Here is a 25,029-nt window from a genome sequence, read left to right as displayed (position 1 = left end):
ATCCTGCCGAAATACGGGATAGGCTATGCGGCATTGTTTTGATTTTAAGTTGCCAAAACTACAAAAGTGAAACCCATACTGGGTTTTATCTTGATTGATGTTTCCCCAACCATAGTTCTTTGACCCCTTATTAGTCTTACGGGTCATAACCTTTTATAGGGTCATTTTTTATCAAAAATGGGGCATTAATGACTCATAATAGCCGAATATGAATTTGTGTTAGCATCATACGAATTTGTGTTAATCGTAAAATACTCTTCCTACTAGTTTTCCATCTGGATTTAAAAATTTGTTGAGTGTACGATGAAAAAACAAAAGCAAATAAGACGGATGGGCATTTTTATATACTTCCTATATACACTGTTCATATTAATGGCAGCAGGCATTATTGCACTCGTCTTGTTTGTTTAGGGACTTGCAATTCATTGATGGAAGAAGTTGTGGTGACTCATTTTACGGCTACTAAAGCAGTTGAAGATCTTCTAGTTGGACAAGCAAAACCTATCGAAATGAAACCCTCTTTTTTTATCCCCTTCATTATTTTTTTAGAAAACTACCAACATCCATTTATAAAATTTTTAAGCGGTTCAATACATAAAATATGCCGAGTAAATTAACAGGCAACATAAATAGTTTGATTAAATAAATAATATCAAATAATGATAAAGAAAATAGTACTAGCAATCCTGTTTTTGACGGTAATATGTCAAAACTCTTTTTCTCAGAAGAAAATCTGGGACGAAACCGAAGAAGCAAAAAAAGAACGAATGCAGTGGTGGACAGATGCCCGGTTTGGTATGTTTATCCATTGGGGGCTTTATGCACAGGCTGCCCGGCACGAGAAGGTGAAAAAATATGAAAAGATGTCGGATGAGGAATACCAAAAGTATTTTGAGGTTTTTAATCCTGATCTGTTCGACCCAACAGAATGGGCAAAAAAAGCAAAAGCTGCCGGAATGAAATACGCAGTAATTACAACAAAGCACCACGATGGCTTTTGTATGTTCGATTCGGAATATACCGACTTTGACATAACAAGCACGCCTTACAAGAAAGATATTATAAGAGAATGGGTGGATGCTTTCCGTGCTGAAGGACTTGGAATAGGCTTTTACTATTCACTTATCGATTGGCATCATCCTGAATTTACTATTGATAAGGTTTACCCCAAAAAATCAAACTATACACCAAAAGAATACGATGAACTGAACAAGGGCAGAGATATGAGTATTTATCGTGAATATTTAAAAAATCAGGTTCGTGAAATACTTACTAACTATGGAAAGGTTGATGTTTTATGGCTCGATTACTCGTATCCTGGGAAATTTGGAAAAGATAAGGATGATTGGGGAGCCATTGAGCTAATGAAAATGGTTCGTAATCTACAACCCGGAATTTTGGTAAACGATCGTTCAGACTTAAAGGAGTATGCAGGCGGATGGGATTTCACCACACCAGAGCAGTTTAAAGTACAAAAGTGGCCTGAGGAAAACGGAGTGCGCATTCCTTGGGAAACCTGTCAGACTTTTTCAGGGTCATGGGGGTACTATCGTGACGAGCATACATGGAAAGATAAAAAGCAACTACTGGTTTTGTTAATCGAATCGGTGAGCAAAGGTGGTAACGTGCTATTAAATATTGGGCCAACAGCTCGTGGAACTTTCGATCATCGTGCTGATAAAGCCCTAGAGCAGATGGGGGAGTGGATGAAATATAATAGTCGTTCTATTTATGAGTGTACACAAGCTCCTAGTGAATTTTTGATACCAGACAATACATTGTTAACATATAATTCTAAAACAAATAGGTTATATGTGCACCTTCTCGACTACCCTATGAAAAACTTTTTAATGCGTGGGTTTGGCGGTAAAGTCAAATATGCTCAGTTTCTTCATGATGCATCAGAGATTAAAGTTGGTAAGCCTTATGGGCATTGGGTTCAGCAGGAAACCAGTGATAACGATATTAACCTGATATTGCCTACAAACAAACCGAATGTAGAAATACCTGTAATCGAAATTTTTTTAAAGGAATAGACTTCAGAGATATAGTTGTAGTGTATTGTAATGGGTTTTGCACAATTTGTATATTTCAAAGTTTGATAATGTGGCGCTTAATATTCTGACGGGCTGAAGAAATAAAAATTATTTTTGAAGCTACTCCCCCTCAATTTCGGCTAAAAGAACAACACAAATCAATTAAGAGATGAGTAGAGTTAAGTTTTTACTTTGTATATTATTTACCTTGTTTCTGTACACAAATGTTTATTCACAACGTGAGTACATAAGTTTGAATTCCAACTGGCAGTTTATCTTAGAAGATGATCCGCACTTTTCAAGTTCAGATTTTGACGATTCAGCGTGGCGGAAGCTAAGTATTCCTCATGACTGGGCGCATGAAAAAGGCGTTGTCAGAAATGGTGCGCAAGGTGCAAATGGCGGTTATTTTGAAGGCGGGATTGGCTGGTATCGTACCAGTATTAATGTTCCGAAAGACTGGGAATCCAAACATGTTCAAATTGAATTTGATGGAGTTTATATGAACAGCGAAGTTTGGATTAATGGGCATCACTTGGGTAAGCGTCCGTACGGTTATATTTCATTCCGCTATAATTTGTCAGAATACCTCAAGCCAGGCAAAAACAGTATTGCCGTCCGTGTTGATAATTCCAAAGAACCGTCAGCGCGTTGGTACCACCCTTGTGGAATTTACGCCCCTGCTAGGTTAATAGTAACTGATAAACAATACATTGCACCCAACGGAATTTCCATAACGTCACCCCTTGCCTCGGCAGAGAAAGCTAGCTTAAAAATTAAAACAGAGCTTTTAAATACCACTAAAAAGAAAGTAAAAGCGGTACTGGAAACGTCTATTACCGATGGATCGGGCAACCTCTTGAAGCACGACCGGACACCATTAAAGTGGACGGAGAATGCTGAATTGAATGCCGTTAAAGAATTTACGTTAAAACAAGTCAATTTGTGGAGTCCCGATTCACCCTATTTGTACAAAATAACCAGTAGCTTATGGGTGAATAATAAGCTCGTTGATGAGGTTGTCACAAACTATGGGATCCGGAAAATTGAATGGAAAAATGAAACTGGTTTTTGGCTAAATGGAAAAAACACTAAGCTGCTGGGAGTGTGTGAGCATTATGAAGGCGGACCAGTTGGCGGAGCATGGACAAAACCTCTACTTAGATGGAAATTGGAATTATTGAAAAAAATGGGTGTAAATGCCATCCGGACGGCTCACAACCCTTATCCCCCAATGTTTTACGACCTGTGCGACGAAATGGGACTTCTGGTAATGGATGAAATTTTTGATGGTTGGAAGCGTAAAGCCCGAGAGGATTATGGCGCACAGGCATTTAGTAGTTGGTGGGAAGCTGATTTAACGGAATGGATGAAGCGAAACCGCAACCATCCGTCTATTGTAATTTATAGTTTAGGAAATGAAACAAGAGGAGAGATAGGGGAAAAACTGGTTGCCAAATGCCACGAGATAGATTCAACACGGCTAGTAACATCGGGACATAGTGCTTCGCAGTACATGGATGTATTTGGGGTGAATGGAGGAAGTGAAAAGCAAGGTTTTTATACTAAAAAGCGGCCCGATAAACCTTTTGTAGCTACCGAAGCGCCACACACTTGGCAAACACGTGGGTACTATCGTACACAAACTTGGTTCAGAGATGGCTATCCGAATAAGAACCAGCAACCTTTTGAATTGCCAGATTTAACTGAAAAAGAAATATTTCATTACGAGTGGGCTTCTCAAGATACATGGGTAAATGGGAAGCAACACTTTAATTCATCTTACGATAATGGGATGGTTCGCATTTCGGCCCGTAAAAATTGGGAGTTAATGCGCGATTTGCCTTGGTACAGCGGCCATTTCCGTTGGACCGGTTTCGATTACTATGGCGAAGCCGGTTATGTTCATGGAGGCTGGCCCTTCCGTCTTTTTATGGGTGGGGCAATTGACGTTGCAGGTTTCGAGAAAGACTTGTTTTATTTCTACCAAAGCCAATGGACAGAAAAACCGATGGTGCATATTTTACCCCATTGGACGCATCCGTTGATGGAAGCAGGAATAGAGATTCCTGTTTGGGTATATTCCAATTGTGATGAGGTAGAGTTGTTCCTCAACGGAAAATCTTTAGGAAAAAATAAGCCAGGTACTAAATGGGATGAGATGCAGTGCGAATGGATGGTTCCGTACGAGGAGGGGACTTTGCTTGCCATCGGGTATAAAAACGGAAAAGAAGTGGAGCGTTCGTCACATACTACGTCTGGGAAGCCAGCGAAATTGAAGCTGAGTTTGGAGAATGCAAAAGAAAATACAGGCTTAAAAATAGTCACTATTGCTATCACCGATTCACTGGGCGTTTTATATCCTTATGGTGAAAACAAGGTCTACTTCCACCTAGCTGGTTCAGCTAAATTGCTGGCTTTAGAAAATGGCGACCCTGTTGATACTACAAGAAACATTGGAGTTGATACCAAAAAGGCTTTTATGGGCTTAACACGGGCATTTTACCAGCACGATAATGCAGATGAACCTTGTACCCTTTTTGCGGGTGCCATACTTGGCGAAAAACAACTGCTAACTTCCAATAGGGTAAGTATAGATATTCAGTCTATTAGTTTGAATGGAAAGAGCTCGCCCGAAACCTATAAAGTATTTTATACCACCAACGGCAGCCAACCTACAGAAAACAGTGATTTGTACAAAGAACCTTTTTCTGTCCAATTGGGAACTTTGGTTAAAGCCATAGTAGTAAGAAATGGGAAAGTTATTTTAACCATGGAAGAACGTTTTGACAAAGACTTGGGGCTTAGTTGGGAAAAGCCAATTCGTAAAACCGAAAAACATGTTAGCGGAATGAGAGCCGTTGATGCCGATTTCTCTGGAGCTTCTGCTCAGGCCAACAAGGATATAAAATACCTCGATTTTAAGGGGAAAGAAGGAAAGGTAACTTGGTACCAGGAGAATGATGGGAGTGCTGGACAATTTACTTTAAAAATAAGTTATGCCAGTAATGATAAAAAATCGTTGCGCCCGATGGATCTTGTTATTAATGATAGAAAAGTGGCAACTCTTACTTTCGAACCAAGTGGTTCGTGGAGTTCAAACTGGAAACAAGTAGTTACTGTTCAGGCTTTGGTGGCTGGGGCCAACCATATAGAATTGCGAACTACAGGGCAAAGCGGACCGAATCTACAGCTGCTTTTAGTAGAGTAGGATTCGTTCAACCTTGGCAAGTGCTACTAAGTACATTGGAATAAGGAGGATTAGGCATCCCGAACAAAAACAGGGTCGGGTTTGCAGGTAAAAAATAGTTTAACCTAGTAAATTGAAATTAATAAAATGGCTAAGACAGTAATTATCGCATTTTTTTGCTTTTTGACGTACAATTATTTAACAGCTCAGGATTGGCGAAACCCATCTGTGGTTGGTATCAATAAGGAAAAACCCCGAGTAAGTTCAGTCCCTTTTGCGAGTAAAGAGAATGCACGTTCTTTCGATTTGCAAGAATCAAAATTTTATAAATCATTAAATGGAAGCTGGAAGTTTAACTGGGTCAGAAAACCAGCTGACCGACCCCTTGATTTTTATAAAATTGATTTTGATGATTCGGCTTGGGGAACAATTAAAGTACCTGGAAACTGGGAGCTTCAGGGGCACGGAATTCCGATGTACATGAACCACCCATTTGACTTCTCTCCTCGAAAACGTCCCGTCCCTCCGTTTATGGATTATATTTCGGATGATTACAACCCGGTTGGCTCCTATAGGGAAACATTTTCTATTCCGGCTGGATGGGAAAGCCGAGAGGTGTTTATTCATTTTGGTGCTGTGAAGTCAGCTATGTATTTGTGGGTGAACGGAGAAAAGGTGGGATATAGCCAAGGTTCAAAAACACCAGCCGAATGGAATATCTCGAAATACTTGAAAGAGGGTGAAAACACATTGGCAGTTGAGGTTTATCGCTGGTCGGATGGGTCATTTCTCGAGTGTCAGGATTTTTGGAGGATAAGCGGCATTGAACGCGACGTTTATTTGTATTCGACTCCTAAAGTGAGGGTGCAAGACTTCAAAGTGATTGCTTCTTTGGATGAAAACTACACAAATGGGATTTTTAATCTCCAAACAAAAATTTCTTCTGTAGCAGGCAAAAGCGAAACTGTAAATGTCGAGTATTTATTGAAAGGGGAAACGGGAGAGTTCAGTGGAAATGTTCGTTTGAAACTGAAAAATGGCAAAGGCATAAGTACCCTTCAAGGTGAAGTGCCAAATGTTAAAAAATGGTCGGCAGAGCAACCGAATTTATACGACCTGTTCATCACTTTAAAAAACAAGAAGGGTGAAGTGCTTGAGGTTCATAGTTCAAAAGTAGGTTTTAGAACTACTGAAATTAAAAATGGACAGCTACTGGTAAATGGCAAAGCGGTATTGGTAAAGGGGGTAAATCGTCACGAGCACGACCCTGTTACTGGCCACTACATCACAAGAGAGCTGATGGAAGAAGATATTAAATTAATGAAAAAGTATAATATCAACTCTGTTCGTACTTGTCACTATCCTTCCGATCCTTATTTCTACCAACTTTGCGACAAGTATGGTTTATATATTTGTGATGAGGCAAATATCGAATCGCACGGAATGGGTGCAGCACAACAAGCGCCATACAAATTGCCGCATATTGCCGATTTACCCGAGTGGGAACTGACCCATCTCGACCGCATTCAGAGTATGTACGAACGTGACAAAAACCATCCATCGGTTATTGTTTGGTCACTAGGGAACGAGGCGGCAGATGGCTGTAACTTTGAAGCTGGTTATGATTGGTTGAAAGAAAATGACTACCGCCCTGTGCAATACGAGCAAGCTAGCCTACGAAGGCATACCGATATTTATTGCCCGATGTACGCTAGCAAATGGGAGTTGGAAAACTATGCAAAAATGCCTGGGATTTACCGCCCGGCAATCCAATGTGAATATGCTCATGCCATGGGAAACAGTGTAGGCAATTTGCAAGATTACTGGGAGGCTATTGAAAAATACCCGGCACTTCAGGGAGGTTTCATCTGGGACTGGGTTGATCAGGGAATTGTTGCTAAAAACGATTCAGACGAAGAATATTTTGCCTACGGTGGTGACCTAGAGCCAGAAGGTTCGCGAAATGATAATAACTTTTGTTTGAATGGCTTGGTTGGGCCAGACCGTAAACCAAACCCACACATTTTTGAAGTAAAAAAAGTGTATCAGAATGTTTCGGTTTCGGCGATTGATGTAAAAAAAGGGCTCTTTGAAATTTACAATAAATTCTTCTTCACCAACCTTAGCGAGTATGGTTATCGCTATGAGATTTTGGCTGATGGCGAAGTTGTTGAAACAAAATCCGTTGGTTCTGTCGATTTGGAACCTCAAGCAAAAAAAGAGATTGAAATTGAATTGGGCAGATTTGAAAACGACGGGCGAGAGTATTTTGTAAACTTCTATTTTCTGCAAAAAGAAGAAACTGATCTGCTGCCTAAGGGGCATGTTGTTGCAACTGAGCAGATTTTGCTAAAAGCAGGAATAGGGCAAGAAACCCCTGAAAATGTGGGAGAACTTCAATGGGAAGAAAAAGAGTTGAGCATTGAGGTAACTGCTGGGGATATGGTTGTCTCTTTCGATAAGCAGGAAGGGACATTTCACACCATGTCATTTCTTGGAGAGGTAATAATTAAGAAAGGTCCCTTACCTGATTTCTGGCGTGTACCAACCGACAATGATTATGGTTTTAACATGGTGAAGAAGAGGAAAGTCTGGAAAGATGCCAATCAGGAGGCGAAAGTGACAAGTTTTGAAGTTAAAGAACTCGACAGTAAAGAGCTTGTTATTTCTGTAGAGCGAAAAATGCCCAAAGTTAACCTTACTTATTTTACAGAATTTCATGTGTATGCCTCTGCAAAAATTGAAGTTAAAAATAAAATTGTTCAGGCTCCTAATGTGCGAAAACCAAATATGCCACGTGTTGGTAACGAGCTTGTAATAAATTCCTCATTAGAAAATGTGGAGTGGTATGGACGTGGCCCGCACGAGAACTATTCAGACCGTAAGTCATCAGCATTTGTTGGGCTCTATTCCAACACGGTCGATGGCCTGTATTTTCCATACATCCGCCCACAGGAAAATGGTTATCGGACTGATGTACGCTGGGTGAAATTCCAAAATGATAAGATAGGGTTTACAGTGAGTGGCGAGCCTGTTTTGTGTTTTGGAGCTCAGTATTATAAAAAGAGCGATTATAATAATGAAGTAAACAAAAAGGATAATATGCAACACCAGTTCGACTTGAAAAAACGCAACGAAATTTACCTAAACATTGATTACGGAATGATGGGCATAGGAGGTGATAATAGTTGGGGAGACGAACCGCATTTGATATACCAGCTGCTTCCGAGCGAATATTATTACAATTATACAATCCAACCATTTGAAACAAAGTAAAATATGAATACAAAAAAAAGGTCTTTATTACTGGTTTTTAGTTGGTTGGTATTTTCTGTTTTCTTGTTCGGCTCATGCACAAAGAACAAAAAAGCTGAAAGCCCATCCAAGCCAAATATTATTTTCATCATGGCTGATGACCTGGGCTATGCAGACTTGGGCTGTTATGGGCAGGAAAAAATCAAAACACCCTATCTGGATAAAATGGCAGCCGAAGGAGTAACCTTCACGAATCATTATTCTGGCTCTACTGTTTGTATGCCCTCAAGAGCAAGCCTGCTTACAGGCTACGACCAAGGACATGCTTCGGTAAGGGGAAATCCGGTTTGGACGCATAGCGGTAGCCCGGTCAATTTAAAGCCAAATGAATCCACTGTTGCTACTGAGCTCAAAAAAGCTGGATATAAAACTGCTGTTATTGGGAAATGGGGGCTTTCGGAAGGAAATACCAAAGGGAATATGCCTTCTGAACATGGTTTCGATTATTTCTTAGGGTACAAAAAACATGGCCATGCCCACCATTACTATTGGGATACGCTATATCAGAACAATGACCCATATATTTTGGAAGAAAATAATTTTGCACTGAAACAAGGCAAGTACACACACGATTTATTTGTTGAAGAGGCGCTAAATTATATAGAGAAGGAAAAGGATAATCCATTTTTCCTTTATCTGGCATTGACTATTCCACATTTGGAATTAACCGTACCCGAAGAGTCAAAAACACCCTATATGGAGCTTGGTTGGCCCAAGCGGAAGATGAATACCAAAGGGCATTATAAAAATGATGAGGAGGGAAATACTACCTACGCCGGAATGGTTTCTCGTATGGATAGGGATATAGGCAACTTATTCGGCAAGCTGAAAGAGCTAGGGATTGATGAGAATACGATCGTTTTCTTTACTAGTGACAATGGACCAGAATACGAGAAGAAAGACAAATTCTTTAACAGTAACGGACAGTTGAGGGGCGGGAAACGTGAACTGTACGAAGGGGGAATACGCATCCCGTTTATTGTCCGATACCCAGGACATATTGAGCCGGGTACTCAAAGTGAACATATTTCAGCTTTTTGGGACTTTTTACCTACTGCTTGCGATTTGGCTGGTGTTGAGCCTTTGAATACGGATATTAATGGAATCTCCTTTATGCCTGAGCTGATGGGGGACAAAAAGAATCAGCAAAAGCACGAGTATTTATATTGGGAGTTTAATGAGAGCAAAGGTCCTATTCAGGCCATACGCAAAGATAACTTCAAACTTGTATGGAAACTGGATGGCGATCCTGAGCTATATAACCTATCAAGTGATATTGGAGAAACGGATGATTTGGCTCTAAAAGAGCCAAAAAAGCTAAAGGAGATGCTCGGTTTGCTAAAAGATATTAGGACAGACCACGATGAATTTCCGCTGGAAACAAGGGAACTGGCAATAAAAAGGAGGAAGAAATGATAAAGAACTGTTTGAGAATTATAACGGTATATTTCAAAACAGCTTCTAAGCTCGACTTTAGCCATTTGCCAACGGTCAAAAAGCTTTGTTTAAAGCAAAATAAGACATGTTTTATAATTATCAACTTCGTTTTTTCCACTCTTTTAAGAACGAAGTTGATAATTAAATGTGAAAATCCAGTCAATTTGCTTTCTAGGCAATAGTTGGGTTTTCAAAAAGCCTAAAGTCGAGCTAAGGTAGTTACACATAAATGTACTTGCTGTCGAGTGTGTATCGGGTAATGATGGGAAAATATCTGTTTCCTATTTTTTTGGACATAAAAACTGTTGCTAAAAAGTGTGAGTAGAATAGGGTAAAGTTAATTATGGATCTTATAACAAAGAGTTGTTTTATTAAAATGGGGCTTGTTAATTTGTTGGGGATTAATTGATACCAAGAACAGTTTGTCATATCATGCCCGAAATACTACATTTGAACTGCATGTCACTAGTTTTTGATAAAACATCTTATTGTTGTGATTCAACATTACATAAAACTATCTTTTATCGCCATCATTTTAAGTTTTGGTATTTGGGATACTGTAGCTTATTGCCAAGATCTCAAGTTTCGCCATCTCAGTATTGAAGAAGGGCTTTCAAATAATACTGTTTGGAGCATAATTCAGGATGATGAAGGGTACATGTGGTTTGGAACAAATGATGGGCTAAATAGGTACGATGGATATGACTTAACTGTTTTTAGGAATGATGGGGCTGATTCTCTTTCCCTGAGCAGTAGTAGAATAACAGAATTGTATAGGTCGAACAATGGGCAGCTTTGGGTTGGCACATCTAAAGGGTTGAATTTGTATGTAAATGAGAATAAAGGCTTCCATAGATTCCAGCCCCCCAACACCAATACTCAAGAACTGTTTGTTCATTCTATTATCCAAGATGGACATGATAATTTGTGGCTTGGTACATCTTCAGGGGTTTACTGTTTCAACCCCTCCTCTCAAGAGTTCATCAAGCTAGATGAACGAGGAGATAGTTTTAGTTTAGTTTCTGATGTGAGTGTTTATAAGATAGTAGAAGGGCACGATGGTATTTTGTGGTTTTGTACTAATAAAGGCGTTTATAGGCTGGAAAATGGTTTGGAAATAGAACAGTTCAGCCCTCGAAACCTCCCAGTATTTGAGAGCGGTGAGCCTTTTAGAGATTTGCTTATTGATAAGCAGGGGAATCATTGGTTTGCAACTGAATCAGAAGATGTTGGGGTTTTTGTATTGGGCAGTGGTAAAGATTCTGTTGAGGTTTTTACTAGTGATTCGGATGACCAAAATACCCTGCCTGGTAATAGGGTTCGGGTTTTGAAACAACTTTCCAATGGGTCTGTTTGGATAGGCGCATTCAGTGGCTTGAGTATTTATGATCCTTTGAATGAGGAATTTTTTATTTATACTCATAACAAATATGACGATAAATCGCTAAGCCAGAACTCTGTTCGAGATATATACGAAGATAGAGAAGGAGGAATATGGATAGCAACTTATAACGGAGGCGTGAATTACACGCATTCTGCCCTTAGCAGGTTCAAGCATTACAAAGAAGAAATAATTTCTAATGAAGGGCTTAGTGACAACCTCGTCTCTTCATTCTGTGAAGATACGTCGGGGAATATCTGGATAGGAACTGAAAACGGTTTGAACTTTTTCAATGTGTCTACGGGTGTTTTTGAACATTATTATGAAGAGCATGCTGGGTTGATTGAAAATACAATCAAATCTATTTTACTGGATGAAAGCGGTAACCTCTGGGCCGGAGGGTTTGTTGGTTTAAGTATTTGGAATACAAAATCTGGTAATTCTTTTAGTTTTAGAGATAAACCTGATAGTAAAAGTTCTATTGGAAATCATCACATCCAGGTTATCTACCAAGATGCTAAAAAGCAAATTTGGATTGGGACTCAAGGAGGAGGGCTGAAGAAATATGATAAAATTAATAAGTCATTTATTACCTACTTTGAGCTTGAAAATGAGACAGATAAATATGTAGACTCCCATGTTTGGGCTATTTCCGAAGATAGAAAAGGAAATTTATGGGTTGGTACGGAAAGGGGGCTGGAGTATTTTGATACCGAAAAGGGGCTTTTTACTAGAGAGAAACTAAAAACCGATGCCGTTTTTGAAAAAACCCGAAATCTTGAGGTGCTTAGCATGCTGCTGTCAAAAGAAGACGTGTTGATGATAGGGACTTTAGGGAGGGGACTTTTAGCTTATGATACCCAGTCTGGAGAAATAATAAATATCAGCATTGGCGATGGTTTGGCTGACAATACCATTAATGGAATTTTGGAAGATGACAATGGAAAACTATGGGTTAGTACCAACAAAGGTATTTCGACGCTAGATTTAATTCGTGATCCAGAAAAGGAGTCGTTGGTCGTAAACAAAATCATGAATTTTAATAAATCTGATGGAGTTCAAGGATACCAACACTACCCCAATAGTGCGTACAAAGCAAAAAGTGGGCAACTGTTTTTTGGAGGGTCTTATGGGTTCACCACTTTTTTTCCTGAGGACGTAACAACAACCGTAAACCATCCTGACGTCGTTTTCAAAACCCTTCTCGTTTCCGACTCATCGGTAAGGAGCTCTTTTGATTCCCTAGTTCTCAAGAGAAATACTAAAATATCTTTAGCGTACTCGTATTCAGATTTTTCAATCGAATTTGCGGGTTTGAACTTCTTTGAGCCCAATGAAATAAACTATGCCTATAAGTTAGATCCTATTGACAAAGAATGGAATGTAATTGGTAACCAAAGAAGAATTAGCTTTTCAAAGCTACAACCAGGCGATTATACGCTAAAGGTAAAAGCAACGAATGATGTAGGTGATTGGGGGACAAACGAGAATATATTACACATCATTGTTTCACCTCCATTGTGGAGGACGGTTTGGGCATATATTATGTACGCTGTGGTATTGTTGGGTCTGTTGTACTTGTTTTTCGTTTTTGCTTCGAAATGGGGAAGGTTAAAAAGCAATTTGGAGTGGGAGCACATGCAGCGGGAAAAAGAAAACGAATTGCACCAGCAAAGGATAATATTTTTTACTGATATATCCCATGAACTGAGAACTCCTCTAACGCTCATTTTGGCTCCATTGGAGAATTTAATAACCAATACTTCTGGAAGCCCTCGACTTAAAAACCAACTGGGAATCATCCAACGAAATGGAGAGCGGATGCTTCAGCTTATTAATCAGCTGCTCGATTTGAGAAAGCTAGAAAAAGGACATTTGGCTTTGGAGGCAGCAGAAGGAAATATAAGCTCTTTTGTCAAAGAAATTTCTTTGGCCTTTCGGGAACCGGCATCCCAGAAAAAAATTGATTTTGAAGTAATATTCAACAATGAACAGACGCAGTTATGGTTTGATCGTGACAAAATGGAGATTGTGATGTATAACCTTCTTTCTAATGCACTAAAATTTACTCCTGAAGGAGGAAAAATAGAGTTGTGCGTAGCAGAGTTTGCCAAAGAAGCTTTGCAAGAGGAAGAGCAAAAGCGTTACAAAAATGGGTATGTGGAAATTGTAGTGGCAGACAGCGGTGTGGGGATTCCGGCAGATCAATTGGAAAATATTTTTGATCGGTTTTATCAAACTGAAAAAGATACTAAACGAAGGAGACTTGGGTTGGGGGTCGGGCTGGAAATCACCAAAAAATTTGTGGAGCTGCACTCAGGGGTTATTCAGGTGGATAGCGTGGAAGCTCAAGAAGGAAAACCAGGAAACACAAAGTTCACAATTAGGATTCCAAGAGGAAAAGAGCATTTGACCGATACCCAAATTATCCACGATTTTCAAAGTAGCGAGGATATTTCTTTGTATACCAAAAGTTTTGATGTTGACGACAAAAGCCAACCGAGCCATAGAGAGCCTGCGCAAAGTGGACAAAATACAGAGGTAGAGGGAGGAAATGAAAAATATACGGTTCTGATTGTAGAAGATAACGAACAGGTTAGAAGCCTTTTGGTAGAGCTGTTTTCATCAGAATATGAGGTGGTTGAGGCGCCAAACGGGAAGGTCGGTTTTGAAAAAGCTCTTGAGGGCACACCTGAGCTCATCATTAGCGATGTGATGATGCCTGAGATGGATGGAATGGAATTATGTAGAAAAATTAAGACTGACCAAAGAACTAGCCATATTCCTGTAATTTTGCTTACTGCCCGAACTGCGGTTACTTTTCAGATAAAAGGGTTTGAAACGGGGGCAGACGATTATGTGACGAAGCCTTTTAGCAGCAATTTGCTTAAGGCAAGAACAAGGAATTTAATCGACCAAAGAATTGCTCTTCGAGAACAAACAGGAAATACATTTAAACTGGTTCCAGAGGACGTGTCGGTGACTTCTGTAGATGAAGCTTTTCTGAATAAGACGATTGACTATATAAACAAGAATATTTCAGAATCGGATCTATCTGTTGAGTCAATAGCCAACGAGGTAGGGATGAGCAGAGTGCACCTTTATCGAAAGATAAAAGCATTAACAAACCTAACTCCTGTTGGGTTTATTAAAAAAATCCGGTTAGAATACGCAGCGCAGTTGCTCAAGACTGGTAAGTTGAGTATTTCAGAGGTCAGGTATTCCGTAGGATACCAGCATGCAGACTATTTCAGAGAACAATTCAAGGAGTATTTTGGACAAACACCAACAAAGTATATGGCTTCTTTTTCGGAATCTCCCGACTCTTCTTCTTCCAATAAGTAACAAATACCGTGTTCATTTGTAACACAAAAGCAACCTTGGTATCATTACCGAGGCTGCTTGGTTACATTGGAGTGGTTCTTCTTTTTTTATTCCCCCCTACATTTGATTCAAAAGAGTATTCTGGTATGAATCAGGTTAAATTATATCAAAGAAAATTAGTTCGAAGGATGATGATTTTAGCAATGCTGATCATCGGACTGATTTTGACAATACTAATTATTTCTTAACTACTAAAAGTAAATATATGAAAATGAATTACTGGAAAATTAGGCCAGGCTTAACCTTATTTTTTGTTTTGATGGCTATGGTTGCTTTGCAAGCTCAAAGCTCGATCACGGGTGTGGTTACAAGCTCAGATGACGGTGGTCTCTTACCGGGCGTGAATATTATAATTAAGGGTACGACAGGTGGTACTACAACCAACATAGATGGAGAGTTCTCCATCAAAGCTAACCCAGAAGACATTTTAGTTTTTAGTTACATTGGATATTTATCAGAAGAAATTCAGGTAGGTAGCCAAAATGTAATTGATGTTTCTCTGATTTTAGATATCCAGTCTTTAAATGAGGTGGTGATTGTAGGGTATGGTACACAAAAGAAAAGTGATGTTACTGGTTCGGTAGCTTCTATCGATAAAGACGTGTTGGAATCGCGGCCACGGGCTAGCCTTGAAAATTTGCTACAAGGTACGATGGCAGGTTTAACTATTAATCAAGATGCTTCAAATGCAGAAGGTTCTTCCAACTCGATGTTGATCAGAGGCTCAAACTCAATCTCTGCTTCTAACGAACCTCTCATTATTTTGGACGGAGTTCCCTATGCGGGGAATTTGTCAGAGTTGAACCCTCGAGATATCGGTTCTATAGAAGTATTGAAAGATGCCTCTTCAGCAGCAATTTATGGAGCTCGTGGTTCGAATGGCGTAATCCTTATCACTACTGTAAAAGGAAAAGAAGGAGAGTTGAAAGTGAATTACGATGGGTTCTATTCTTGGAACAAGGTTATCAACATTCCAGATATGATGGATGGGAAAACCTTTTATGAAACAAAAGTAGAAAGAGGACTAGCTACTACTGCGATAGAAGACGAGGGGTACGACAGTGGACGAAACACTGACTGGATTGATTTGGCGACCCAAACGGGCAGCAATCAACAGCATAATTTGTCTTTTTCTGGAGGAACGGCAAAGACCAATTATTTCATATCAATGGCTTATGTTGACAACAAAGGTATTGCTGTTGGAGATAAATTTAACCGATACACTTTTAGGCTTAACCTAGGGCACAAGCTTGGCAACTGGATTACCTTTAATACAAACACACAATATGGGTATTATGACCGAAGTGGAAACAATGCCAGTTTTTCAAGGGCATTTACTATGAACCCGCTGGGCATACCATATAACGAAGATGGAAGCATTAGACTAGAGACTTGGGAAGATGGTGTGTATGCGGAAAACCCACTTACTCCACTTTTAAATAGTAATAATAATATAACCAGAAGGTTCACAACGAACAATAGCCTTCTTTTTGAAATCCCTGGTGTAGAAGGATTGTCATATAAGTTAAATACTGGTTATGATTACCGATCAAGTCTTAATCAGACCTATAGGGGTAGAAACACACTGACAGGTGCACGTGTAAATGGATCTCTTTCTGTTGATAATGGACATGACGAAGATTGGCTAGTTGAGAATATTATCAATTATAAGCGTGATTTTGGTGTTCATTCTTTGTTTTTTACAGGGCTTTACAGTGCGCAAAGCGAATGGGCTGAAGATCATGACATCGATGCCCAAGGGTTTCCTAATGACGTAATGACTTATTATCAGGCTAGCAAAGCGAGTTTGGTTGAGCCAAGTTCTTCCTATAGTTTAAGGACACATATTTCTCAAATGTTGCGTGTGAACTATGGGTTTGATAGCCGTTACTTGCTAACTCTAACCGCAAGGAGAGATGGATTTTCAGCATTTGGAGAAGATAGCAAGTTTGGTATTTTCCCATCAGTAGCTCTTGGTTGGAATATTGCCAATGAGCAGTTCCTTGCCAATTCGGAACAGCTCGGAGCATTGAAATTGAGAGTGTCTTATGGTAAAAATGGTAATGAAGCAGTTTCAGCTTATTCTACATTGCCTAGGCTTTCATCTATTGACTATGTAGACGGCGATGACAATACGCTGTTTGGTTTTTATCCAAGCAGACTAGGAGATCCGTCGCTAGGTTGGGAAACAACCACTTCATTCAATGCAGGGCTTGATTTTGGATACTTTGGTAATCGCCTCACTGGTTCTATTGATGCGTATTGGTCAAATACAACTGATCTTCTTTTAGAGAGGGCTATTTCATCGGTAAATGGAACCACTTACATTACCCAAAACATTGGAGAAACTAAAAACAATGGTATCGAGCTACAACTGTCATCTATCAATATCGATAACAATGATTTCAAATGGACAACTAACTTAAATGTCTCTCATTACAACTCAAAAATTGTGCATGTAGGCTTGACAGATGATAATGGAAACTACATTGACGATGTTGGCAACAAATGGTTTATCGGCGAGCCAGTTGTTGTGAATTACGGATATGTTTTCGATGGAATCTACCAAGAAGATGAAGAGGGTACTCCGAGAGGCGATGTGAGTGCTGGAGATATTAGGTACTTTGATACTACTGGCGACTCACTCATATCTGCTGATGACAGGCAAGTTATCGGACGTAGAATTCCAGATGTGGTACTAGGCTTAACAAATACTTTTTCATATAAAAACTGGAGATTTAGCTTTTTCCTTTACGGAGTTACAGGCATTACCAAAGCTAATGACCTCCTAGGTACGAATGACCTTGACATGAGACAAAACCGCTACAATGTAGAGTTTTGGACGGAAGAAAATGGAAGTAATGAATACCCTCGAAACGACAAAAGTTCTATTGTAAACGAGTTCAGTATGCCATTTTACAGAAATGCTGACTTCCTGAGGTTGCAAGATATTTCTCTCGGCTACTCTCTCCCACAATCAGTTTTGGATAAGATGAGGCTGCAAAATTTCGAAGTGTATGGCAATATAACAAACTTGGCTACTTGGACGAGCTGGGAAGGCTTAGACCCACAGTTTGAGAATCAGGATGCAGTGCCTCAGCAAGCTACATATTTGTTGGGTGTGAAATTAGGTTTTTAAGCTTTTAAAAGATATTGAAATATGAAAAGAATATTAATAATACTCACAATGTGTTTCGCATTCACCATGGTTGGGTGTAACGAGACGGAATTTTTGGAGGAGAGCCCAAAGGATGATATTTTTTCCGATAACCTGTTTGTGAATTACGATGGGTTCAACAACGGATTAAACGCTCTTTATAGCTTGGTTCGCCAAGATAGAGAATCATCTAACAATGTTACTAGGGCTGCTTTATGGCAAATGGGCACAGATAACGCCTTTGTAAATAATGGGGCAGGAGCGACCGACCCATTCAATGATTATTCAAATTTGAATTCATCGAACGGTTTGGTTGAGAATAATTTTAACTGGCTTTATCGAATTGTCAACTCAGCCAATATGATCATTGAAAGGGCAGAGGGTGATGTAGATTGGCTTGGCCTGTCAGATGAAGAAGATTTAGCAAATAAGAACAAAGCGATTGCTCAAGCTAGGTTAATCCGTGCATGGGCTTATCGACACTTGCGATTCGGTTGGGGCGAAGTCCCTTTGAGCCTTGAAGAGATTTCAGGTACTACGTATAGGAGCGATTGGGAGAGAGCGTCTGTTGATGAGATTTATGATCAAATGGAAATTGATCTGATATTTGCCCGCGACAACCTTGCCATGAAGGAAGATGCAGGGATGGTTAATAGTGCTGTGGCAGGAACAATGCTAGCAGAGCTATATCTTGCAATGGAGGAAAATGACAAGGCAGAAACAGAAGCGTTGCGTGTGATCAATAGTGGTGAGTATAACTTGATGACCACTAGGTTTGGGGAGACTGCTGGAGAGCCTGGTACTGTTTTTTCAGATTTGTTCAAAAACCCAACTCACACTGAAAACAAAGAAGTCCTTTGGGTATTGAATAATGCCTACATGGATGTGGTAGGAAATGCATATCTATACATGAAAAATACTTGGTTCTCTTATTATGCAAAAGATAGTAAGTTAAAGAAGACGGACCTAGATATTTTGTACACATACAATGGAGGAAAAGGTGCTGGTCGTATTTCTGTTTCTGACTCTGCTTTCAATTGGTACGAGCCGTTTGATGACAGGTACTCTGAGTATATGGTGAAAAAGTACTACATCTATCCTGCAGATGATGATGGAACTACCTTTGATACCTTAAGGTATTCTGATATGGATTATGATGAACCTAGCGATTTGGAAGATCATTTTTTGTGGCCATGGGTAAGAAAGTGGGAATATAACGACCCCTATGTGTTTGAAAATGCGTCACGTGCAGGACAATACGACGATCAGATGTTCATGAGATTAGCAGAAACATATTTGTTGGCAGCCGAAGCACTGATGAAAAATGGGAAAGGAGGGCAAGCAGCAGATTTGCTTAATGAATTAAGAGGGCGTTCTAATGCCTCGGCAATTACTGCTGGAGATGTCACTCTTGATTTTATCCTCAAAGAGCGTTCAAGAGAATTGGTTACGGAAGAGTACCGCAGGCATACGTTGGTGAGAACTGGCAAATTCTATGAGTGGGCAGTAAAATACAACCCAAGACTAGATGCGAGCACAGTAAGCCCAGAGAATGCGTTGCTTCCAATTCCGTTGTCTATCATAGATTCAAATACGGATTTAGAGATGGGGCAAAACCCAGGTTATAATTAGTAGGCGGTTTCCGATCCTTTCCCCCGCTTGTTCGGGGGGGAGGATTTTTTTTCTGAGAACAGATTGAATTGATACCTAAGGTTAACAAACAAAACAATGAATTTAGAGAGGACATTTTTCACATCGATTTTAGCAATCGTACTTACTCTTGGCTTGCATTTGCAAAGTCGTTCCCAAGAAGCTGCTAAACCAACAAATATCATCTTGATAATGGCAGATGACCTCGGCTGGGGAGATGTAGGCTTTAATGGAAATGAGAAAATAATCACGCCTCAACTGGACGATATGGCGGAGTCTGGGATTCGGTTTACAGACTTTTATGCAGCTGCACCCTTATGTTCACCAACTCGTGCCAGTGTTTTGACGGGTAGAGCCCCATTCCGACAAGGGGTTTTGGCAGCTCACACTGGGGGGATGCGCCCCGCTGAAAAAACGATTGCCGAATACCTTAAAAAAGAAGGGTATGCAACTGGTTTCTTTGGAAAATGGCACTTGGGGTGGATAGAGCCCGACAAAGTAGAAACACGTGGGTTTTATTCCCCACCTTGGCATCATGGTTACGATGAAGTATTTGCCACAAAAAGTGCTGTGCCTACGTGGAACCCAACAAAAACACCTGAGGGCTGGACTGGGTTCGGGTCTAGGGAAGATGGTTCTTGGGGAGGATCGATTTACATTCATAATGGCGTACCCGTTACAGAAAACCTAGAAGGGGACGACAGCCGCGTCATTATGGACAGGGCAGTTCCGTTTATAGAAAAATCGATTGATGAAGGAAAGCCATTTTTTGCAACTATTTGGTTTCACACCCCTCACGAGCCAATAGCGGCAGGACCTGAATACCTTGCCAAATACCCTGATTTGGCAGAGGAACAAAAACATTTGTACGGGTGCATCACTGCGATGGATGACCAAATTGGTCGTTTGAGAAAGTTGCTGAGAGACAAGGGGATAGAGGAAAATACGATCTTGTTTTTCTGTAGTGACAATGGTCCTTCCGATCCGCAGGCTAAGTGGGGAATTGCTTCAGCTGGGCCGTACCGTGGGCACAAGCACCAGATGTGGGAAGGAGGGCTTCGTGTGCCTTCAGTTGTTGAGTGGCCAGGTCAGGTGAAGGCCGGGCAAACCAGTAGTTTCCAATCTGGTACTGTCGATTATTTACCGACAATCCTTGATATCATTGATGTAAAACCTACTAAAAAGATTCCTTTGGACGGTGTCAGCCTTGTTCCTGTTTTTTCAGGAAAATCAGGCCAGAGAGAAGTGCCTATAGCCTCAGGATTTCAGCGTCTTTACAAAGACACGGAATTGTATGCCTACATCGAAAATCAATACAAAATATGCATTCCTGAAAAAGGGGAAAAAATGATGCTTTTTGATTTGAAAGCCGATCCCGGTGAAACAAAGGATATTTCCAGTGAAAAACCAGAGTTATTTGAGGAAATGAAGGCGAAGCTTGAAGAGGTTAAAAAGTCTTGGAGGGAAAGCCGTGAAGGAAAGGACTATACGTGGTAAAAACTGCATAAGAGAAAATAGCTCCTTGTTTTTTGTTCACCATGTAACATATTTTTTAAAATGAATAGAAGTTTTAGGCTCGTCCTTTTACTATTTTTTCTTATTGGCTGTAAAAGTGCGGTCGTAATTCCAAATTCTGGCCCAGAAGTGGGGCAAGTGGGCTTGGATATTTACCTGCTAATCGGTCAGTCGAATATGGCTGGAAGGGCGGAAATTGAAATGCAGGACCAGGATTCCCTCAAGGGTGTTTTCCTTTTTACGGGAATAGAAGGAAAAGAATGGGAAAAAGCAGCAAATCCGTTGAACAAATATTCTACTATCCGCAAAAAGCTTTCGATGCAAAAGTTGGGACCTGGGTATTCTTTTGCCCAAAAAATGATCGAAAACAATGCTGGAAAGCAAATTGGCTTGGTGGTGAATGCCAAAGGGGGGACAAATATATCTTCTTGGGCTAAAGGAACGGATTATTACAATGAAGCGGTGAAACAAACCAAGGCAGCTTTGAAATTCGGCACTCTGAAAGGAATTGCATGGCATCAAGGGGAAGGGGATGCTTCAAAGTATGAATCGTACACTCCAAAGGTCATTGCCCTCATTGAGGCTTTTCGGGAGGAGTTCAACAATCCAGATCTTCCGGTGGTAGTAGGGCAATTATCGGAAGATAAAGAAGTGCGAATTGATTTTAACCAGATGATCATTCAGCTTCCAAAAAAAATTGACAGGGTAGCGGTAGCAACTTCCGAAAATACAAGTACGATAGACAGCACTCATTTTGATTCGCAAAGCCAGCGGCTAATGGGAGAGCGATATGCCGAAGAAATGCTTAAACTTTTGAAAAACTAATCTTCTGAATTCATCTTAATCATGACAAAGATATACTTACTCTTTTTGGGTTTGCTAATGGCTAGTTGTTCCGCAAAGACGGAAAAAGTCAGTCAGAAAAAGCCCAATGTCCTTTTTATTTCCATAGATGATCTGAACGATTGGGTAGGTGGCTTGAATGGAAATCCGCAGGCCATCACGCCTAATATGGACAAATTGTTTGGGCAGGGCGTATTGTTTACCAATGCCCATTGTTCACAAGCCGTCTGTACAGCATCAAGAAACTCTCTTTTGAGTGGTATTCATCCTAGTACTTCAGGCTGGTATGCATCAACCACCGATATGCGAAAAACCTATGACCAAGTGATGGGTGAGCATAAAATGCTTCCCCAATATTTTAAAGATAACGGCTATAAGACACTGGCTGTTGGTAAAATATTCCATCAAGGAGTATCGGATTATAAAGACAAGGTAGATGATTTTTGGGATGAAACTGCCCCAAACTATAAAGTACCCAAAGACCTCAGAGATCGCGGAGATGGGTACAAAGGCATGAAATTTTATCCTTTTCCAAAAGAAGGAAGCCAAATTGTAAATCATTATGGAGAAGACTTTGCCAAAGGGCATTCGTTGTGTTATGGTGCTTTGGATAGAGAGGATATGCCTGGGGGCAAAATGTTTGATGAGTTGATAGCCGACTGGGCGGTTGACAAATTGGAAGAAGAGCATGAAAAGCCATTTTTTATGGCTGTTGGGTTTGTACGACCACATGTTCCTTATACCGCACCCAAGGAGTTTTTTGATTTGTACGATCTCAATAAAATCAAGATTCCCGAAATACCGGAAGATGAGATGGCTGATATTCCAATGATGGGCAAATCCATAGCCTATGGAACAATCAAAAACGGTGACCATTATGCAGTAGTGAACTTGAGCGACACTTATTGGAAAGAAATGGTCTATGGTTATTTGGCTTGTATTTCGTTTGTTGATCACGAACTTGGTAAAGTATTGACCGCCTTAGAAAACAGCAAATATGCTGAAAATACTATTGTAGTATTCTGGTCGGACCATGGGCAGCACCTTGGGGAGAAAAAGCACTGGAGAAAGCAAGCCTTGTGGGAAGAATCGACTAAAGTTCCCTTGTTTTTCAAAGTGCCGGGTATGAAAACTGCCGGTGAAACAAGCAAGCAGGTGGTGAGCTTGTTGGATATCTACCCAACACTTTCAGAGCTATGTGGTCTTCCCGATGCTCCAAAGTTGGAAGGGCATAGCCTCACTCCGCTGATTGAGCAACCCGATGCAACTAGGGAAATGCCTGTGTTAAATACATGGTATTATAAAAACCATTCTATCAGAAGTAATGACTGGCGGTATATCCGATACAGAGATGGAAGCGAGGAACTGTACGATCATCGCAATGACCCTGGAGAGCACACCAACTTGGCGGAGGATCCTCAATATGCTGAAGTGATAGCCGAGCACAAAAAATGGCTACCCACTACAGATGCTTTGCCCGCAGGTAAAACTGAATGGACAGGAGACAATCTTGATAGAAGAATAGAGAGCTGGGTCGAAAAGGATTCAATTCCTGTTTGGCTAAGGAAATGAGGAGAAAACCAGACTAAGAAATACGTAAAAGAACAACCATGAAGAACTTAAACCTTATATTTTTAACCTTATTCCCCATTTTTATCCTGTCTTCTTGTGGGCAGCTTACTCCAGATGAGGATGCAAATGTTTTTTACATAGATACCCAAGAAGATTTTGACAAATGGAGTAACCATCAGTTTCCAGCGGGAAGTAAGGTTTTATTTGCCGAAGGGGAAACGTTTAAAGGGCAGTTTATCCTTCAAGGAGCTGGCACTGTCGATTCCCCCAATATTGCATCAGCCTATAACAAGGAAACAAAAGAGCCCCAGACGGATTGGATTGACAATAAACCCAAGATTAACGGAGAGGGAAAGGTCATTTCGGCACTTCTGCTAAAATGCGGATCGAACTGGGAGATCAACAATATTGAAGTGACTAATACCAATGGGACAAAAGAGCAGCAGGGCAAATTGCTAGGAATAAATGCCATTGCCGAGGATGTTGGGACGGTTGAGAATATCACTATTAAAAACTGCTTTGTCCATCGTGTAAATGGAGATGTTGGGGGAAAGCAAACTGGTGGGATTCATGTACTTGTTTTGGGGGATAGCATCAAGACTAAGTTTCACAACCTAACAATTGAAAACAACACTATTGCTAATACGGGAGGCGTAGGAATTTCTAACCAATCCAGTTGGGGGGGCATCAATACCGACGAATACCATCCTTGGACCAATTTTGTGATTAGAAAGAACCGAGTAGAGCACACAGGCCGCAACGGTATCATAATCAGGTATGCACTGAATCCGTTGGTGGAGTACAACGTGCTTGCCTACAATAGCCGCTTCGATACGGGTCATAGTGTGTTCAATTTTAATACGACTGGCTGCATAGTGCAATACAACGAGGCCTACGGAAACACCAGCGACAACCCCGACGATATCGATCATGGAGGGTTTGATGCGGACTACCAATCGAAAGGAACAGTTATCCAGTATAACTACAGCCATGATAATAACTGGTTTTGTGGAATAATGCGTAAAGGCTACAATTCGGATATTACTATCAGGTATAATGTTAGTCAAAATGAACTTTTAGGAGGGTTTTTATACGGCTTCCCGAGCCTAAAAGGGGTAGAGGATGTGAAGATTTATAACAACACTCTTTACTTTGGAAAAGGGAAGGGAAAACGTGTGTTTGTTAATGCTGGAAAAAAAGACCGTATCCCAATTGAAACTTCATTTTGGAACAACATTTTTTACTTTGAAGACGAAGCAACTTGGGGCTTCGAGCCTGATGAAACATGTGTTCTTGAAAACAATCTTTATTTCAATGTAAGTCCGAAAGGGGCTAATCCTTTTACAGGAAACCCGCTGTTTGTAAACCCTGGAACTGGTGGGACTGACATTGATATGACCGACCCAAACCGCTTGGCTGGATATAAATTGAAGGAAGGGTCACCTGCACTATTTACAGGGAAAAAAATAGAGGACAAGGGGGGGAAGGACTTTGCTGGGGGGGCGGTATCGGCAACTCCTAATATTGGAGCATTTTAACAAATGGTTTT

Annotated in this window: 12 protein-coding genes; all 12 read left to right on the top strand. The window is 40.5% G+C overall.

Going from position 1 to position 25,029, the window contains the following annotated elements; genetic code table 11:
- Positions 1–296 precede the first annotated feature (296 nt).
- The gene (locus R9C00_24870; protein WPO34932.1) at positions 297–617 is read left to right on the top strand and encodes a hypothetical protein; all 321 of its coding nucleotides are present in this window, start codon (positions 297–299) and stop codon (positions 615–617) included.
- Between the two features lie 42 nt (positions 618–659).
- On the top strand, positions 660–2,036 hold the full coding sequence (locus R9C00_24865; GenBank protein WPO34931.1) for an alpha-L-fucosidase: 1,377 nt from the start codon (positions 660–662) through the stop codon (positions 2,034–2,036).
- Positions 2,037–2,289: 253 nt separating this feature from the next.
- On the top strand, positions 2,290–5,247 hold the full coding sequence (locus R9C00_24860; GenBank protein WPO34930.1) for a DUF4982 domain-containing protein: 2,958 nt from the start codon (positions 2,290–2,292) through the stop codon (positions 5,245–5,247).
- A gap of 126 nt (positions 5,248–5,373) precedes the next feature.
- Positions 5,374–8,502 carry a glycoside hydrolase family 2 TIM barrel-domain containing protein gene (locus R9C00_24855; protein WPO34929.1) on the top strand — a complete coding sequence of 1,043 codons (3,129 nt, stop codon included), beginning with the start codon at positions 5,374–5,376 and terminating at the stop codon, positions 8,500–8,502.
- Positions 8,503–8,505: 3 nt separating this feature from the next.
- Positions 8,506–9,957 carry an arylsulfatase gene (locus R9C00_24850; GenBank protein ID WPO34928.1) on the top strand — a complete coding sequence of 484 codons (1,452 nt, stop codon included), beginning with the start codon at positions 8,506–8,508 and terminating at the stop codon, positions 9,955–9,957.
- 514 nt (positions 9,958–10,471) lie between these two features.
- Entirely contained in the window at positions 10,472–14,704 is a 4,233-nt protein-coding gene (locus R9C00_24845; protein ID WPO34927.1) for a two-component regulator propeller domain-containing protein, read from the top strand.
- A gap of 244 nt (positions 14,705–14,948) precedes the next feature.
- A complete protein-coding gene (locus R9C00_24840; GenBank protein ID WPO34926.1) occupies positions 14,949–17,882 on the top strand; it encodes a TonB-dependent receptor in 2,934 nt (977 codons plus the stop codon).
- Between the two features lie 21 nt (positions 17,883–17,903).
- A complete protein-coding gene (locus R9C00_24835) occupies positions 17,904–19,532 on the top strand; it encodes a RagB/SusD family nutrient uptake outer membrane protein (protein WPO34925.1) in 1,629 nt (542 codons plus the stop codon).
- Between the two features lie 96 nt (positions 19,533–19,628).
- Entirely contained in the window at positions 19,629–21,047 is a 1,419-nt protein-coding gene (locus R9C00_24830) for a sulfatase-like hydrolase/transferase (protein ID WPO34924.1), read from the top strand.
- Positions 21,048–21,107: 60 nt separating this feature from the next.
- Positions 21,108–21,890, top strand: coding sequence for a sialate O-acetylesterase (locus R9C00_24825; protein ID WPO34923.1), 783 nt, complete (start codon positions 21,108–21,110; stop codon positions 21,888–21,890).
- Between the two features lie 21 nt (positions 21,891–21,911).
- Positions 21,912–23,480: a sulfatase gene (locus R9C00_24820; GenBank protein ID WPO34922.1), complete on the top strand. Its 1,569-nt coding sequence runs from the start codon at positions 21,912–21,914 to the stop codon at positions 23,478–23,480.
- 38 nt (positions 23,481–23,518) lie between these two features.
- Positions 23,519–25,018 carry a right-handed parallel beta-helix repeat-containing protein gene (locus tag R9C00_24815; GenBank protein ID WPO34921.1) on the top strand — a complete coding sequence of 500 codons (1,500 nt, stop codon included), beginning with the start codon at positions 23,519–23,521 and terminating at the stop codon, positions 25,016–25,018.
- Positions 25,019–25,029 lie beyond the last annotated feature (11 nt).

Source organism: Flammeovirgaceae bacterium SG7u.111 (genome assembly GCA_034044135.1).
Classification (GTDB): domain Bacteria; phylum Bacteroidota; class Bacteroidia; order Cytophagales; family Flammeovirgaceae.
This window is presented reverse-complemented; position numbering and strand designations above follow the sequence as displayed.